This is a genomic window from Halomonas shantousis (assembly GCF_054654615.1).
The window spans coordinates 2,074,421-2,090,127 of record NZ_BAAIER010000002.1 but is presented as its reverse complement, the minus strand read 5'-3'; the positions used below and the strand labels follow the sequence as shown (position 1 = coordinate 2,090,127).

Here is a 15,707-nt window from a genome sequence, read left to right as displayed (position 1 = left end):
CGCCCTATGCAATGGCCACAACTCCCCCGCATCGCCTGGCTTCAAGGCCCTTTCCATGTTGCCCGGATCCTGATGCGGCGTTTCAACGAGCATGATGGTTTCAGAACCGCTTCGGCGTTGACGTACACGACGCTGTTTGCCGTCGTGCCGTTCATGACCGTGCTGTATGCCATGCTTTCCGGTATCCCCAGCTTTCAGGGCGTGAGCGAACAGATACAGTCGTTGATATTCGAGCAGTTCGTCCCGGCTACGGGATCTACCGTGCTGGAATATCTTCGTGACTTTTCCAATCAGGCCCGCAGCCTGACGAGCGTGGGACTGCTGTTTCTGTTCGTGACCTCCGTATTGATGATGGTGACCGTGGAGCATGCGTTCAATGTCATCTGGAAGGTTCGCCATAGTCGCCGGGGGCTGGCCAGCTTCCTGCTGTACTGGACGGTACTGACGCTTGGCCCCTTGTTGGTCGGCTCGGGATTCTTGTTATCGTCCTATCTGGCGTCGTTGGGCGTCTTTCAGGGAGCCGCTTCGCTATTCGGTAGCCTGGTGAGTGTATTGCGCCTTCTACCGCTCCTGCTGAGTTTCATCGCCTTCGTGTTCATCTACATGGCTGTACCCAACTGTCGTGTCCGGTTGCGCCATGCACTGATCGGAGGAGCCATGGCATCCCTGGCATTGGAGCTCGCCAGGGCAGGGTTCTCTCTTTATGTCTCCTCCTTCCCCACTTACCAAGTGATCTATGGCACTTTCGCCACCGTGCCCTTGTTTCTGCTCTGGGTATTTCTGCTTTGGTCGATCGTTCTGTTAGGAGCGGAGCTGACGGCTTGGCTAGGGGAGCGGCATCAGGCTAGTTGGCAGCAATGGCCCGATTTCTGGCAGGCAATGGGGATACTCGTCATGTTGCGGGATGCCCATACGGCGGGGGTCCCGTTGCGTGACAAGACGCTGATCTCCCGGCTGGGAAGCCATTATCACCTGATCATGGAGCCCCTGGCTTCAATTGGTGTAGCGACACAAACAGGCTCGGGGGATTGGGTCTTGTCTCGCGACCTAGATTCCATCACCTTGTGGGAGGCGACTCGATCGCTACCGTGGACGGCCGAGCTGGATCATGTGCCGCTACCACGCCTGCAGCCTTTGTACGAAGTTCTGGTGGAAGGATGCGAACGTCAGCGTCAGGCGACGCAGATACCGCTAGGGGCGTTGATTGTCGGGTCCAAGTCGGTCAAATGATATTTATACCGTTATCTTAAATAACAACTATAAAAAGGTGGGAACCCAAACGAAGAAAGAAGCTCCATAGTTAAGCATAGTTCTGAGGAGAGGCCGATGAATCAGTCTGTGAGCCGTGACGAATGGGAGTTTCGTCGTGCGATGGGTAGCGATATCCAGCCTTTGACCAAGGGTCAGGATCGTGCCGACGTGAGGGGCATCTCCAGAACGCCTTCAGAAGCTCAGCTGGCCAGGCGCGAAAGCGCTCAGGCATCGTTGGGAGACGATAACTTTCTTTCCGATGAGTTTGTCGATCTGCTACCCCCCCATGATCCGCTGGAATATCGGCGTAACGGTATTCAGACCGGCGTTCTCGATCGGCTGCGCCAAGGGGGCTATGCGCCTGAAGCCCGTCTTCATATCCAGAAGACACCGCTTACGGAATGTCGGCGGGCCCTGTTCGGTTTCATTACCGATGCCCAATCACATGACCTGCGCTGCGTCATGATCGTTCACGGCCGTGGTCGAGAACTTGCCAGTCACGCCAATGTCGTGCGTTCCTATGTGGCAAAATGGCTTACCCAGTTCGAGAACGTCCAGGCCTATGCCTCGGCGCAGCCAGCGCACGGCGGCATCGGTGCCACGTATGTGATGTTGCGCAAGTCCGAACGTGCACGCGCTCGAAACCGTGAGATTCAACAGAAACGCGGTGGGTAAAGAGAAGGGGGCGGCACTATCCATTGCCGCTTTTCAGGTAGGCTTTTCATCAACGCCTTTCACAAAGCCTCGCCAATTGGCGAGGCTTTGTGCTTCATGCGGGGGAAACTATTGCGCCGAGGCTTCACGCAGCCGACGGGTAAACAGTGCCTCCCGGACGTCGACGCCTGACTGGTAGCTGACGCTGAATGTCGTCAGCGCTCGTAGCGCGTCGTCGACGTTCTGATCTTCACGAAGCGCGAGGGCATCGAAGCCGCAGCGCGTCATGTAATACAACTGGTCGATCAGCACGTCACCGATGGCCCGGACTTCCCCTGCGTACTGAAAACGCTCGCGCAGCAAGCGGGCCAGAGTATAGCCCCGGCCATCGGTAAAGGCGGGAAAATCGATCGCGACGAGTGGGGCCGACTGCAGCTGGCTGGCCAGCTCCACCGACAGCTCGGTATCGCTGGGCAGCCAGGGCGCCAGGTCATCCGCTGAGTCGGCTTCACGCCACAGCGCCAGTGGAACGATGGCAGGGCGTTCTTCGGGCAACGCCTCGCTATCCCTGGACAGGTACCAGATATCCTCGGCCGGCTGCCCGAGCTTGAGCAGCGTGCTGGTCAGTTGGGGGGCGGTAACAGGTTGAGTGTCAGGCATAGACCCGCTCCTTGAAGGGCTTGAGGCCAATCCGGCGATAGGTATCGAGAAAACGCTCCTCCTCGTGACGCTGCTCGACGAAGACCTTGAGTACCTTGTCGATGACCTCGGGCACGTCCTCGCGATAGAAGGAAGGACCCAGAATCTTGCCTAGTGACGCATCGTCATCGGCACTGCCACCCAGCGAGACCTGATAGTATTCCTCACCTTTCTTGTCGACGCCCAGAATGCCGATATTGCCGACATGATGATGGCCGCAGGCATTCATGCAGCCAGAGATATTGAGATCGATAGGTCCCAGGTCGTAGAGGAAATCGAGATCCTCGAAGCGCTCCTGGATAGCCTGAGCGATCGGAATCGACACTGCATTGGCCAGCGCACAGTAATCACCGCCGGGGCAGCAGATGATATCGGCCAGAGTCCCCACGGTCGGGTTGGCCATGCCCAGTGTCTCGAGCTTGTGCCATAGTGCCTCAAGTTCATCCACCGGAACGTCCGAAAGCACCAGATTCTGTTCGTGAGTGACTCGGGCTTCGCCAAAGCTGAAGGCATCGGTCAGATCGGCAATGGCTTCCATCTGATCCGCCGTCACGTCTCCCGGGGCGTGTTCGCGACGCTTGAGGGAGAGAGTGACGGCCTTGTAGCCAGGGACCTTGTGGTCGGTCACGTTATTGGTCACGAAGCGAGCGAAGGCACGATTGCTTTCCCGCAGCCGTTCGAATTCGACGACTGCCGTCTCACTGACCGGGCGTCGCTCAGGTTCGGGAAAGTGGGCACGAGCCGAGGCGATGATCGTGTCGTTCAACGTCTGCGGACCATCCTTCATGTGGGCCCATTCCGCGTCGACGCGGCGCCGGAACTCCTCGATGCCCAGTGCCTTGACCAGGATCTTGATGCGTGCCTTGAACTTGTTGTCGCGCCGCCCGAACTGGTTGTAGACCCGCACAATCGCTTCGAGATAGGTCAGGAGATGCTGCCAGGGCAGATCTTCACGCACCACGTCGCCGATCATCGGGGTGCGGCCCAGGCCACCGCCGGCCAGCACGCGTACACGCAGTTCGCCAGCCTCGTTCTTCCAAAGGCGAAGCCCGATATCATGCACCTGAATGGCGGCACGATCCTCGCGGGCGCCGGTCACCGCGATCTTGAACTTGCGCGGCAGGTAGGCGAATTCAGGATGCAACGTGGACCACTGACGGATCAACTCACACCAGGGGCGTGGATCCTCGACTTCGTCACTGGCGATACCGGCGAACTGATCGCTGGTAGTGTTGCGGATACAGTTGCCGCTGGTCTGGATGGAATGCATCTGGACCTTGGCCAACTCTGCCAGAATACTCGGCACGTCTTCCAGCTTGGGCCAGTTGAGCTGGATGTTCTGGCGCGTGGAGAAATGACCGTAGCCCCGATCGTAGCGGCGCGTGATGTCGGCGAGTGTACGCAACTGATGGCTGGACAGCATGCCGTAAGGAATGGCGATGCGCAGCATCGGCGCATGACGCTGGATATAGAGGCCATTCTGCAAGCGCAGCGGAAGGAACTCGCTTTCACTCAGGCGGCCTGCAAGATAGCGATCCATCTGGTCGCGAAACTGCGCAACGCGTTCATTGACGAGCGTCTGGTCATACGTGTCATACCGATACATTCAAGCGTATCCTACTAGTCAGAATGGCCATTGCAGAGCAGCACCTTACTCTGCCACCTATATTCTATGAAAGAATAAATAATCATAGCTATTGGCTTTTATGTTATATCAGGCTGCACTCGTGGCGTAGCCGGTCTCGCTCACGGGCCACGGCGTAACAGGGCAAACCCAAGCGTTTTCCGGTCATTCGGGATCATAGGAGAGCACTGGAGAGAGCCAGCGCTCCAGTTCGGCAAGGCGCATTCCCTTGCGATCCGCCAGAGCTTCGACCTGGTCGCGCGTAATCTTGCCCGTCGAGAAGTACTTGGACTGCGGGTGCGAGAAATACCATCCCGAGACGGCGGCGGCGGGCCACATGGCAAAGCTGTCGGTCAATGTCATGTCGGCGTTGGCCGTGGCATTCAGCAACTGGAACAGCGTGGCCTTCTCGGTATGGTCGGGGCATGCCGGGTACCCTGGCGCCGGGCGGATACCCTGATATTTCTCGGCGATCAACGCCTCATTGTCCAGCGACTCCTCGGGAACATACCCCCAATACTCCCGGCGCACACGCTCATGCATGCACTCGGCGAAGGCTTCGGCCAGGCGGTCCGCCAGTGCCTTTACCATGATGGCATTGTAATCGTCACCGGCCTGTTCGTAGCGCTTGGCCAATTCCTCGGCGCCATGCCCGGTGGTCACTGCGAAGCCGCCGATCCAGTCCGTTGTGCCACTTTCCCGCGGCGCGACGAAATCGGCGAGGCTATAACAGATACCGTCGCGATTCTTGGTCATCTGCTGCCGGATATGGTGCAGACGACTCAGTACTTCGCTCCGCGAATCGTCGGCATAAACTTCGATGACATCGTCATCCACCGTATTGGCCGGCCAGAAACCGATCACGCCGCGAGCGGTGAGATGCTTTTCATCGATCAGCTTGTGCAACATCGCCTGGGCATCCTCGAACAGGCTGCGTGCCGTCTCTCCGACGATCTCATCGTCGAGTATCTTGGGATACTTGCCCGCCAGCTGCCAGCTCATGAAGAAGGGCGTCCAGTCGATGTAATCGACCAGTTCCCTTAGATCATAGTCATCGAATACCTTGAGGCCGGTGAAGGCCGGCGCAGGGGGCGCATAGCCCGCCCAGTCGGGCTTGAAGCGCCGTTCGCGAGCCTCGGCATAGGAGAGATCCGCAGCCTTGGGGCGCCGCTTGGCGTTGCGCTCGCGGACCTTCTCGTACTCGGCGCGGATTTCGGCGACATAAGCCGGTTTCTGACTGGCAGACAGCAGACGCCCCGCGACACCCACGGCGCGCGAGGCGTCAGTGACATATATCACCGGCTGCTGATATTGCGGCTCGATCTTGACCGCCGTGTGCGCTTTGGACGTGGTAGCGCCGCCGATCAGCAATGGCAGCTCGAAACCTTGGCGCTGCATCTCCTTGGCGACATGTACCATCTCATCCAGCGAGGGCGTGATCAGCCCCGACAGACCGATGATATCGGCCTTCTCGTCGATGGCCGTCTGCAGGATCTTCTGGGCGGGCACCATGACGCCGAGGTCGATCACTTCGTAATTGTTGCACTGCAGAACCACACCGACGATATTCTTGCCGATGTCGTGCACGTCGCCCTTGACGGTGGCCATGACGATCTTGCCCTTGGCCTGGGTGGTCTCGCTCTTTTCCGCCTCGATATAAGGGATCAGCAGCGCCACGGCCTGCTTCATGACCCGCGCGGACTTGACGACCTGGGGCAGGAACATCTTGCCGGCGCCGAACAGGTCGCCAACCACGTTCATGCCGTCCATGAGCGGACCTTCGATCACGTCGATAGGGCGTTCAGCCCGACGGCGGGCTTCTTCGGTATCCTCATCGATGTAGCTGGTGATGCCCTTGACCAGGGCATGCTCGATGCGCTTCTCCACCGGCCAGGTGCGCCATTCGAGATCCTCCTTCTTCTCGTCGGCGTTTCCATCCCCTTTATACTGCTCGGCGATGTCGAGAAGGCGCTCGGTGGCGTCGTCTCGCCGGTTGAGCACCACGTCTTCGACGGCATCGCGCAGCTCTCCGGGCAGATCGTCATAGACCGCCAACTGGCCGGCATTGACGATGCCCATGGTCAGTCCGGCCCGGATGGCGTGATAGAGAAATACCGAGTGAATTGCCTCGCGCACCGGGTTGTTGCCGCGAAACGAGAACGACACGTTGGAGACGCCGCCGGAGACCATGGCGTAGGGGAGGTGCTCGCGAATCCAGCGCGTGGCATCTATGAAATCGACGGCGTAGTTGTTGTGCTCGTCGATGCCCGTGGCGATGGCAAAGATGTTGGGATCGAAGATAATGTCTTCCGCCGGGAAGCCAATCTCGTCGACCAGAATGGTATAGGCACGCTGACATATTTCGGTCTTGCGCGCGAAGGTGTCGGCCTGGCCCTGTTCGTCAAAGGCCATCACCACCACTGCGGCTCCGTAGCGCCGGCAGGCGGTGGCCTGATGACGAAAGGCCGTTTCGCCTTCCTTGAGCGAGATGGAGTTCACCACCGGCTTGCCCTGGATACATTTCAGGCCGGCCTCGATGATGTCCCACTTGGACGAGTCGACCATGATCGGCACGCGGGAGATGTCCGGCTCGGAAGCGATCAGGTTAAGAAAGCGCACCATTGCTTCCTGGGACTCGAGCATTCCCTCGTCCATGTTGATATCGATGACCTGAGCGCCACTCTCGACCTGCTCCAGCGCCACCTCCAGCGCCGTGGTGTAGTCCTCTTCCTTGATCAGGCGCTTGAAGCGGGCAGAGCCGGTCACATTGGTGCGCTCGCCGACATTGACGAACAGCGAGTCGGTCTCGATGTTGAAGGGCTCAAGGCCGGAAAGACGGCAGGCGCGGGGGCGCTGAGGAACAGCGCGTGGCGTCACGCCATCCACCGCGGCGCGGATGGCCGCAATGTGCTCCGGCGTGGTGCCGCAACAGCCGCCGATGATGTTGACCAGCCCACTCTGGGCGAACTCCTGAATGATCGCCGCCATTTCCTCGGGAGTCTGATCGTATTCGCCGAACTCGTTGGGAAGGCCGGCGTTGGGATGCGCCGAGACGAAGGTATCCGCCTTGCTCGATAGCTCTTCCAGATAGGGACGCAGTTCGGCGGCGCCCAGCGCACAGTTGAGTCCCACGGACAACGGCTGGGCATGGCGGACCGAGTTCCAGAACGCCTCGGTGGTCTGTCCGGACAGCGTCCGTCCTGAGGCATCGGTGATCGTCCCGGAAATCATCACCGGTAAACGCTGACCCAGCGACTCGAACAGCTCCTCCAGTGCAAAGATGGCTGCCTTGGCATTGAGGGTGTCGAAGATTGTCTCGATCATGATCAGATCGCTGCCGCCCTCGATCAATGCCTTGGCAGCCTCGCGATAATTGTCGCGCAGGGCATCGAAGGTAACGTTGCGCCTGGCCGGGTCGTTGACGTCCGGGGAGAGCGAGGCGGTGCGGCTGGTCGGGCCCAGCACGCCGGCCACATAGCGCGGGATGCCGGTCTCGGCGGCAACGCTGTCGCAAACCTCCCGGGCGAGGCGAGCCGCTTCCCGGTTGAGCTCGAAGACCAGCGATTCCATGCCGTAGTCGGACTGGGATAGCTGCGTGCTGTTGAATGTATTGGTCTCGATAATATCCGCCCCGGCCTCCAGATAGGCGCGATGGATGTCGCAAACGATATCCGGGCGGGTCAGCGCCAGCAGGTCATTGTTGCCCTTGAGTTCCGCTGGCCAGTCGGCAAAGCGCTCACCGCGGAAATCCGCTTCGTCAAGGCGGTAGCTCTGCAGCATGGTACCCATGCCGCCATCCAGCAGCAGGATCCTGTCTTTCATGCCGTCGGTCAGGGCCTGGAAGACAGGAGAGATGGTCGGCAAGGGAACAATATCGGCGGCCATGATGGTGATGGTTCTCCAGCGGTAGCGATTCGTTGTCGTCGATAGCACGAGGCCACCGAAACCGGGCGCAATATGGTAGCAGAAGCGTTGAGAGCCGGGCAGGTGCTATAACCCAGCAATTCAGTCGGGATTGTGTCCGCACGGGGTTTTTCTTACCATATACATTATTCCCATCGCAGAGTGGACGAGTTATGAGTCAAGCGATTCAGATTACCGACAGCGCCCAGGATTATCTTGCCGAACTGCTGGAGAAGCAGAGCGTGGCGGATATCGCAGTGCGCGTCTTCATCACTCAGCCGGGCACGCCCTATGCCGAAACCTGTCTGGCTTACTGTCGCCCCGGTGAAGAAGAGCCTAGCGACGAGCGGCTGGCGCTAGAGAAGATCACCGTTTACCTGGACAAGAACAGCCTGCCGTTTCTCGAGGAAGCCGTGGTCGACTTCAACCCCGATCGCATGGGGGGGCAGCTGACCATCAAGGCGCCCAACGCCAAGATGCCCAAGGTCAACGCCGACAGTCCATTGGAGGATCGTATCAATTACATCCTCTACAGCGAGATCAATCCCGGGCTGGCCGCGCATGGTGGCGAGATCAAGCTGATTCAGTTGACCGACGAGAGTGTTGCGGTGCTGCAGTTCGGTGGCGGCTGTCAAGGTTGCGCCGCGGTCGACCTGACGCTGAAGGAAGGGGTCGAAAAGACGCTGATGGAGCGTATCCCCGAGCTGGCCGGCATTCGTGACGTGACTGATCACAGCGACGCGACCAACGCCTATTATCGCTGAGGCGGGGAAGGTCTCGTGACCTTCTCCAGCGTTCTCTCCCTACCGCTCGGTTTGCCATACGCCAGGTGATGGCGACACCTCGAACATCAATAGACGAAAGGCGGCAGTGGCGTCTGCGCCAGGCGCTGCTGAAGGCCCTGATGGGCTGCCCATAGCTGTTGATGTTCCTGTTCAAGGCGCGACTTGTCGTGTCGGGCCTGTTCCGCAAGCTCTCGCGACGCTTGTAGGGCTTCTTCCAGACGCTGTTTCTCCCAATCGCTTCGGCGCGCTGTCTCGCGTGCTTCCTCCTGCAGGCGGCGTTGTTCGCTCAGCTCCCTTTCCCGTTTCTCGATACGGTTCTCGAGGGATTCCACGCGTTTGGCGTGTTGCTTTTCGAGAGCTTGGCGTGTCTGGCGAGATTCGTCGAGCAGCGCCATGAGTCGCGCCTCCGCCGCCTCATGGCGCTGCTCCTCTTGCTCAAGTCGAGTGGCGGCTTCCTGTTGCATCTGGTCGAGCTGCTCGCGGTAGGCCTGTATCTTTCGTTCCTGGTGCGCCTGTTGTTCCTGATGCCGTCTCTCGCTCTCCAGCAATTGCTGGCTCAACGCGGCTTCGCGCTGTTCCGCCGCTTGCCGCTCGCTCTCCAGGCGAGCCGATAGCGCCGTTTTCTCCTCCAGGCGCGCCTGGATCTGCCCTAGGTGGGTATTCAGCGCTTCCAGGCGTTGGATGGCATCCTCGGCCTCACGCCATGCCTGCCGCGCCTGTTCCTGGGCTTCGCTGACACGGCGATCGGCCTGCTCCCGATAGTGGGCCAGATGCTCGACAGCCAATTCCTGAGCCTTGTCCCAGAGTTCCTGGGTCCATTTCTCGAGCGGCTCGGGCACCCCCGACGCAGCTGGCATGTCGCGATTCTCCTCGCGCCGAGTGCGCCACTCTCGCAGGTGTTCATTGATGGTGGTAAAGCTGCCGGTGCCCAGCACCTCCCGGATTCTCTGCACGCTGGGGTTCTCCTGGCGCTTGAGCAAGGTATCGATTGCGCGCTGTACATCCCCGTACTGAATACCGCTGCGGGCCATAGTGACTCCTGTGAATGAGCGAATTGCCTAGGTTTCGGCCGGGATCCATCAGTTTTACCGACACGCGATCATAGCGAATCAGTATGGCTATGCAATATATTACATTATACGTAATACGTAAAATACGTTACTTTAAAAGCTAAAAACTCATGATTACGCGCATTATCTTGATTATTTTGGCTGTCAGGCAGAAAATGACAGCTGCAATGGAGCAACACGCTGCCGACAGGGTGAAATGAAGATCAGGAAACATAAGGCCGCATGACGTCACGAAATCTGCTTCTGCAACGGGAAGAAGAGACGCAAGAACCCGCCGCATCGGGCCTTGCCGTCTCGCAGGGCCGGAAGGCCTTGCTTGCTCGCGAACCAAGGATTTTCGCCAATGACGATGCCCAGGCAGTGAGCCAATGGCTGGCCGAGTATCGCGACAGTCCTCAGACGTTTCGTGCCTATCGCAAGGAGGCGGAACGGCTGTTGCTATGGCTGGAAGGGCGGGGCGAGGGTCTAAGGGACTTGCGTCGAAACAGCCTGGACGAATACGAGCGCTTCCTGGCCGACCCGCAGCCGGCACACCGCTGGATAGGCCCGCCAAGGCCGCGCCAATCTCTTGAATGGCGGCCGTTTCGCGGTCCGCTGACCGCCGCCAGCCGCCGGCAGAGCCTTGTCATCCTTCAGGGCATGTTCGCCTGGTTGGTGGAAGCGGGGTGGCTCGATCACAATCCCTTTCGATTGATGCGAGGCAAGCGCCGCAAGCTCGACAACCGGACGACAACGATCGAACGTTATCTCGAGCAGCCGTTGTGGGCCTGGCTCTGGCGCTGGCTAGAGCGCCCCGTTGACGAGAATGCTACCGCGGCCCGCCAGCTTGATCATGTGCGGCGACGCTTCGTGTTCGGCTTTGCCTACCTGCTCGCGCCGCGACTGCACGAGATGGCAGCGGCAAGGATGAACGACTTCTATCGCCGGGAGGGGTACTGGTGGTGGCGAGTCGTGGGCAAGGGCGACAAGCTGGCCGAGATTCCGCTGCCGCCGGACATGTTGCGGCTACTCATCGAATGGCGCGAGGTGCTGCATCTCCCGGCCTATCCCGACGGCGCGGAAGATAGCCCACTGCTGCGTACCCTCGATGGCCAGCGCGCGCTAGGTGACAATCAGCTTTATCGGATGATTCGGACCACGTTTCGCGATGCGGCCGATGCCCTCGAGCGGGAAGGGGAGGCCCCGGAATCGGCATGCCACTTGCGACGGGCAACACCGCACTGGCTACGCCATACGGCATTGACGCATCAGGCCCAGGCAGGAGTCGAGCTACGCTATCTGGCCAAGACCGCCCGGCACGCCCGCCTGGACACCACGGCGCGTTACCTGCATGCCGAAGCACAAGAGTGGCAGCAGCAACTGGCACGCCACAAGGTCGTCCGCCCGGATGAGTCCCCAGAAACGTTATAATGCCCCTCTATCGATATCGAAGCCGGAACCCGCAGGAGAGAGTTATGAGTGCGCAGCAAGCCCAGGCGGAACTGATCGAAGAATTCTCGCTTTTCGACAATTGGATGGACCGTTACCAGTACATCATCGACATGGGCAAGCAGTTGCCGGGCTTTCCCGAGCCTTTCAAGAACGCCGAAAACAAGATCGAGGGCTGCCAGTCCAATGTCTGGATGCATCACGAAAGACACGACGCCAAGCTGCACTTCGAGGCCACCTCGGATGCCGCCATCGTCTCCGGGCTGATCGCGGTACTCTTGCGTATCTACAATGACCGTACCCCCGGGGAGATTCTCGCTACCCAACCGAGCTTTCTGAACGATCTGGGACTCGACAAGCACCTGTCGCCCACACGCAGCAATGGCTTGAATGCCATGCTCGCAAGGATCTATGACGTCGCCAGACAGGAAGCAGCGGCTTGAGAGCGATTGGCGACCGCTTGTAGCGGTCGCCAATCAGTGGTTGACACTCCTGTCATCCGATTCGTGGCAAGAACGGCAGGGGGGGACGGGATCGACGCCGCCGGGATGCCAGGGGTGGCATTTCAGAATGCGTCGCAATGACAGCCAGCTCCCTCTGAGCGGACCATGCTCATTGATGGCTTCTACCGCATACTGGGAACAGCTTGGCCAGAAGCGACAACGCGGCCCTAGAATCGGGCTGATCAAGTACTGATAACTCTTCACCAGCCCGATCAACGACCCCGCCAGGATGCTACGCACGAGATTCATTTCCGCTCATGGCCTGCATACAGTTCGGCAGGATCTACAAGAGGTGCGGCATCAATCCTGGCACCCTCCTGGCTTAGCTCGACATAGAAGCAACTGCGGCGTCCGGTGTGACAGGCCGGACCGTGCTGGTCGACGCTCAGCAGCAATGTGTCGCCATCGCAATCGAGATGAGCCGTCTTGAGCTGCTGCACCTGGCCGGAGGTTTCGCCCTTGCGCCATAGCTTGCCGCGCGAGCGCGACCAGTAACAGACCCGACCCGTCGTGAGTGTTTCCTCGAGCGCCTGACGGTTCACCCAGGCCATCATCAGGACTTCACCCGTATCGAACTGCTGGGCAATCGCCGGCAATAGTCCGTCGCCGTTCCAGCGAACGGCTTCGAGCGTCTCCTGCAAGGGGCGCTTCGTATCGATAGTCGCACTTTCAAGTTGTCTGAAAAGTTCGGTCATGGATCACCTGTGGGAAAACGGCTAACGAAAGCTGCACGCCGTTTCATTTTTCTGCATGTTCAGGGCGCTGGGGCAGGGCGGCCATACGTCATTGTCTCAGCGCGAAGCGCACTGGTCGCAGGCCCCCAGCAACTCGATGGTCTGGCGCTCGACATGAAACCCCTGCCGGTGCGCTGCGCCAGCCAACTGGTCGCCGACGTCATCGAGGTGAAGCTCTTCGACACGCCCGCAGTGACGACAGATCAGTAGCTGAAAGCTATGCACGTGATCCGGACACGGGCAGGCCACATAAGCGTTGAGTGACTCGATACGATGCACCAGACCCTGCTCGATCAAGAAATCCAGCGCTCGATAAACGGTAGGGGGTCTGGCCGAGGCGTGCTCGGCCGCCAGGCGATCCAGCAGATCGTAAGCTTTCAGGCCACCGGGCGAAGTCGAGATCATTTCCAGCACGCGGCGGCGAATCGGGGTGAAGCGGACCCCCCGTAACTGACATTGATGCTCCGCCTGCCGGAGAAGCGCTTGAGAATCGAACATGGAAGACCAGAGCTTTTAAAAGAAAACATTCTACGTGGTTCGCCAAGGTGACGGCCAGGCATCTTTCCCGGCTGCAGCTTCACAATGCCCTATCGATGATGAGCTCTCCCTTGCGAGCGAAGTGCTGCTGAGAGAAAGCGACCCGTTCGTTCACTGAACGCCCTTCGGGTTGACGCTCGACGAGATCGAGGCGTTTGCGCAAGCCTTCGCCGTTGGCCATCTGAATGGCAAGCCCGGGACGGGCATTGAGCTCCAGCAGCATGGGACCGCGATAACGATCCAGCACCATGTCGGTGCCCAGGTAGCCAAGACCGGTCATTTCATAACAGCTGGCCGCCAGACGTAACAGCTCTTCCCATCCAGGCACTTGTAGCGAGGCGAGATCGTGTCCGGTATCGGGATGATCCTCGCGAGGCAGATTGTACTGCACGCCACGCAGCGCCGTTCCGCTTGCGATGTCCAACCCGACGCCCACGGCCCCCTGATGCAGGTTCGCCTTGCCATCGGAGGCCGCCGTCGACAGGCGCATCATGGCCATGACCGGATATCCCTTGAAGACGATCACGCGGATATCCGGCACGCCTTCATAGCTGTACTCGGCAAAGACCTCGTCAAATGCGATCAGCGTCTCGATCAGGGCGACGTCAGGCGATCCTCCCAGCGAGTAGAGACCGGACAGGATGTTGGAAACGTGGCGCTCGATGTCACCACGGTCGATATGCGCACCGCTGGGCTTGACGTAGCCCTCGGCGTCCTGATGTTCAATGACCAGGATACCCTTGCCGCCGCTGCCCTTGGAGGGCTTGATGACGAATCCTGCATAGGGAGCGACCAGATCGGCGATGCTCTTGACGCCGAACTGAGTGGTGATGGTGCCGATCAGCTCCGGTGTGGTGATGCCGTGGCGCTGCGCCAGCAGCTTGGTCTTGAGCTTGTCATCGACCAGCGGATACAGATGGCGCGCATTGTAGCGGCCGATATAGCGAATATTGCGCCGGTTCATGCCGATGATGCCCTTGGCATGAAGCTTGGCGGGAGAAATCCACATACTCAATCCTCTGCCAAGGGCTTGAAGCGGCGCAACTCGAGTAGCCGGTACCCCGTATAGTTGCCAAGCAGCAGGATGAACGCCATCAGGATCATCTGGACACCGAGAAAGTTGAACGTGATGTGGCGTACCCAGGGGTTGTTCATTGCCAGATACGCCAATACTGCGGTCAACAGGCTGCCGCCCCCTTGCTTGATCACTTCCTTGGGACCTTCTTCTTCCCAGAGAATCGACATGCGTTCGATGGTCCATGACAGGATGATCATGGGGAAGAAGGTGATCGTCAGGCCGGCATTGAGGCCGAAGCGGTAGGCCATGACCGAGAAAATGGAGATGATGGCGATCACGGTAATAATGACTGCCGATACTCGCGCCACCAGGAGCAGATTGAGTCTCGACAGATAGCTGCGAATGACCAGGCCCACCGATACGATCAGCAGGAAGCCGATCAACCCCGTGAACAGGGTGGTCTGGATGAAGGCCAGGGCGATTAGTACCGGCATGAAAGTGCCGGATGTCTTGAGACCGACCAGCACCCGCAGCAGCACCACGACAAGCGCGCCGATGGGAATCAGCAGGATGGTCTTGAAAAGCGCCTGCTCTTCCAGTGGCAGACTGTGGATCGAGAAGTTGATCAGCGTGCTGTCGACCAGCTGGTTGCGGACCGCAACCGAGGCCGGTTCGCTATGCCGGATGATGGAGAACGTCACGCGGGAATTGGTTCCGCCCTGAACCTCGAGAACGGCCTGGCCCGAAGCCCCCCATAGCAGAAGGTTGTCAGGCCGGCCCTGCTCACCGGTTTCAGGATTGATCAGCACCCACCGATCACCCTCGAATACCTGCAGCCAGGGCGTTAGCGCCTGGCGGCGTCGGCCATCCTCGAGCATGAGACCGTAGACCAGACGCGAGCGAACCTTTGCCTCGTTGAGCAGACGGATGAGGAGGTCGGGACGTGCATACTGAGTCAGCAGCAGGCGGGCATTCTCGCCTTGGCGGTTCTCGCCGAATTCTCTTATCAACTCACGGGTGAAGGTATAGGAGTCCGCGGAACGCTCATAGGCCTGACGGATCACGGCGGCCGCCGCCGTATCGTACGGGTGCTCCCAGACGATGTCCTCCTGCAGCGCCGGCAGGGGCGCTTTTAGAGACTCGTTACCTTCAGTCGCCAGAAACTGGGCCGAGTAGTAGAGCTGCTGAGGCCCTACGGCCTGACGAATCGCCCATTGCGCACGCCTGCCGTTGTCATTCTCGAGAAAGGAGAGCCCATAACCGGAAGAGGCCGTATTTTCCGTCAGGATCCGGAACCCGGGCTGATGCGAGGGCAGAGCCAGGTCGACCTTCACCGCCTCTCCAAGTGCCGTGAAGTTGACCTGGGCCTCGACCTCCCATATCTGACGCTGTTCTCCGGGCGTCAAGGGTACGTCGGAGTGCACGTGCCGGTAGGCTGTCAGAACGATGCCGGCCAGCAGCAGGGTGCCGACCAGAAGATAAAAGGGTACTCGTGACATGG

The 15,707-nt window shown here is 59.5% G+C and carries 14 protein-coding genes; 5 read left to right on the top strand and 9 right to left on the bottom strand.

Going from position 1 to position 15,707, the window contains the following annotated elements; genetic code table 11:
• Positions 1-6: 6 nt before the first annotated feature.
• Together ACYQ12_RS10005 and smrA are read left to right on the top strand one after the other, a co-directional pair.
• The gene (locus ACYQ12_RS10005; RefSeq protein WP_459870941.1) at positions 7-1,230 is read left to right on the top strand and encodes a YihY family inner membrane protein; all 1,224 of its coding nucleotides are present in this window, start codon (positions 7-9) and stop codon (positions 1,228-1,230) included.
• Between the two features lie 96 nt (positions 1,231-1,326).
• On the top strand, positions 1,327-1,926 hold the full coding sequence (gene smrA, locus ACYQ12_RS10000; RefSeq protein ID WP_459870939.1) for a DNA endonuclease SmrA: 600 nt from the start codon (positions 1,327-1,329) through the stop codon (positions 1,924-1,926).
• Between the two features lie 108 nt (positions 1,927-2,034).
• On the opposite strand, the gene ACYQ12_RS09995 is transcribed toward smrA, so the two are convergent.
• The 3 genes from ACYQ12_RS09995 to metH all read right to left on the bottom strand — a co-directional run bounded on the left by ACYQ12_RS09995 (position 2,035) and on the right by metH (position 8,113).
• A complete protein-coding gene (locus ACYQ12_RS09995) occupies positions 2,035-2,565 on the bottom strand; it encodes a DUF934 domain-containing protein (RefSeq protein WP_459870937.1) in 531 nt (176 codons plus the stop codon).
• Complete coding sequence (locus tag ACYQ12_RS09990; RefSeq protein WP_459870934.1) at positions 2,558-4,210, bottom strand: nitrite/sulfite reductase; 1,653 nt, start codon at positions 4,208-4,210, stop codon at positions 2,558-2,560. Before ACYQ12_RS09990 ends, ACYQ12_RS09995 begins: the two co-directional genes overlap by 8 nt.
• A 183-nt stretch (positions 4,211-4,393) precedes the next feature.
• On the bottom strand, positions 4,394-8,113 hold the full coding sequence (metH, locus tag ACYQ12_RS09985; RefSeq protein WP_459870931.1) for a methionine synthase: 3,720 nt from the start codon (positions 8,111-8,113) through the stop codon (positions 4,394-4,396).
• A 191-nt stretch (positions 8,114-8,304) separates the two neighbouring features.
• Between metH and nfuA the strand changes: the two genes are divergently transcribed.
• The gene (nfuA, locus tag ACYQ12_RS09980; protein ID WP_459870929.1) at positions 8,305-8,895 is read left to right on the top strand and encodes a Fe-S biogenesis protein NfuA; all 591 of its coding nucleotides are present in this window, start codon (positions 8,305-8,307) and stop codon (positions 8,893-8,895) included.
• An 86-nt stretch (positions 8,896-8,981) separates the two neighbouring features.
• Here the strand turns inward: nfuA and ACYQ12_RS09975 are convergent, their stop codons facing one another.
• Positions 8,982-9,947 (bottom strand): DNA-binding protein, encoded by a 966-nt coding sequence (locus ACYQ12_RS09975; RefSeq protein WP_459870926.1) that lies wholly within the window; start codon positions 9,945-9,947, stop codon positions 8,982-8,984.
• Positions 9,948-10,208: 261 nt separating this feature from the next.
• On the opposite strand from ACYQ12_RS09975, the gene ACYQ12_RS09970 reads away from it, so the two are divergent.
• Positions 10,209-11,396: a tyrosine-type recombinase/integrase gene (locus tag ACYQ12_RS09970; RefSeq protein ID WP_459870923.1), complete on the top strand. Its 1,188-nt coding sequence runs from the start codon at positions 10,209-10,211 to the stop codon at positions 11,394-11,396.
• Positions 11,397-11,440: 44 nt separating this feature from the next.
• Positions 11,441-11,857: a SufE family protein gene (locus tag ACYQ12_RS09965; RefSeq protein ID WP_459870920.1), complete on the top strand. Its 417-nt coding sequence runs from the start codon at positions 11,441-11,443 to the stop codon at positions 11,855-11,857.
• A 33-nt stretch (positions 11,858-11,890) separates the two neighbouring features.
• Here ACYQ12_RS09965 and yidD read toward each other — a convergent pair whose 3' ends face one another.
• The 5 genes from yidD to ACYQ12_RS09940 all read right to left on the bottom strand — a co-directional run bounded on the left by yidD (position 11,891) and on the right by ACYQ12_RS09940 (position 15,705).
• Entirely contained in the window at positions 11,891-12,166 is a 276-nt protein-coding gene (gene yidD / locus ACYQ12_RS09960; RefSeq protein ID WP_459870917.1) for a membrane protein insertion efficiency factor YidD, read from the bottom strand.
• Entirely contained in the window at positions 12,163-12,612 is a 450-nt protein-coding gene (gene hisI / locus ACYQ12_RS09955) for a phosphoribosyl-AMP cyclohydrolase (RefSeq protein WP_459870915.1), read from the bottom strand. The genes yidD and hisI overlap by 4 nt, the downstream gene beginning before the upstream one ends.
• A 96-nt stretch (positions 12,613-12,708) precedes the next feature.
• Positions 12,709-13,149, bottom strand: a complete 441-nt coding sequence (locus tag ACYQ12_RS09950; RefSeq protein WP_459870912.1) for a transcriptional repressor — start codon at positions 13,147-13,149, stop codon at positions 12,709-12,711.
• 79 nt (positions 13,150-13,228) lie between these two features.
• Complete coding sequence (locus ACYQ12_RS09945; protein WP_459870909.1) at positions 13,229-14,197, bottom strand: alpha-L-glutamate ligase-like protein; 969 nt, start codon at positions 14,195-14,197, stop codon at positions 13,229-13,231.
• 2 nt (positions 14,198-14,199) lie between these two features.
• Positions 14,200-15,705 (bottom strand): inactive transglutaminase family protein, encoded by a 1,506-nt coding sequence (locus ACYQ12_RS09940; RefSeq protein ID WP_459870907.1) that lies wholly within the window; start codon positions 15,703-15,705, stop codon positions 14,200-14,202.
• Positions 15,706-15,707: the final 2 nt, after the last annotated feature.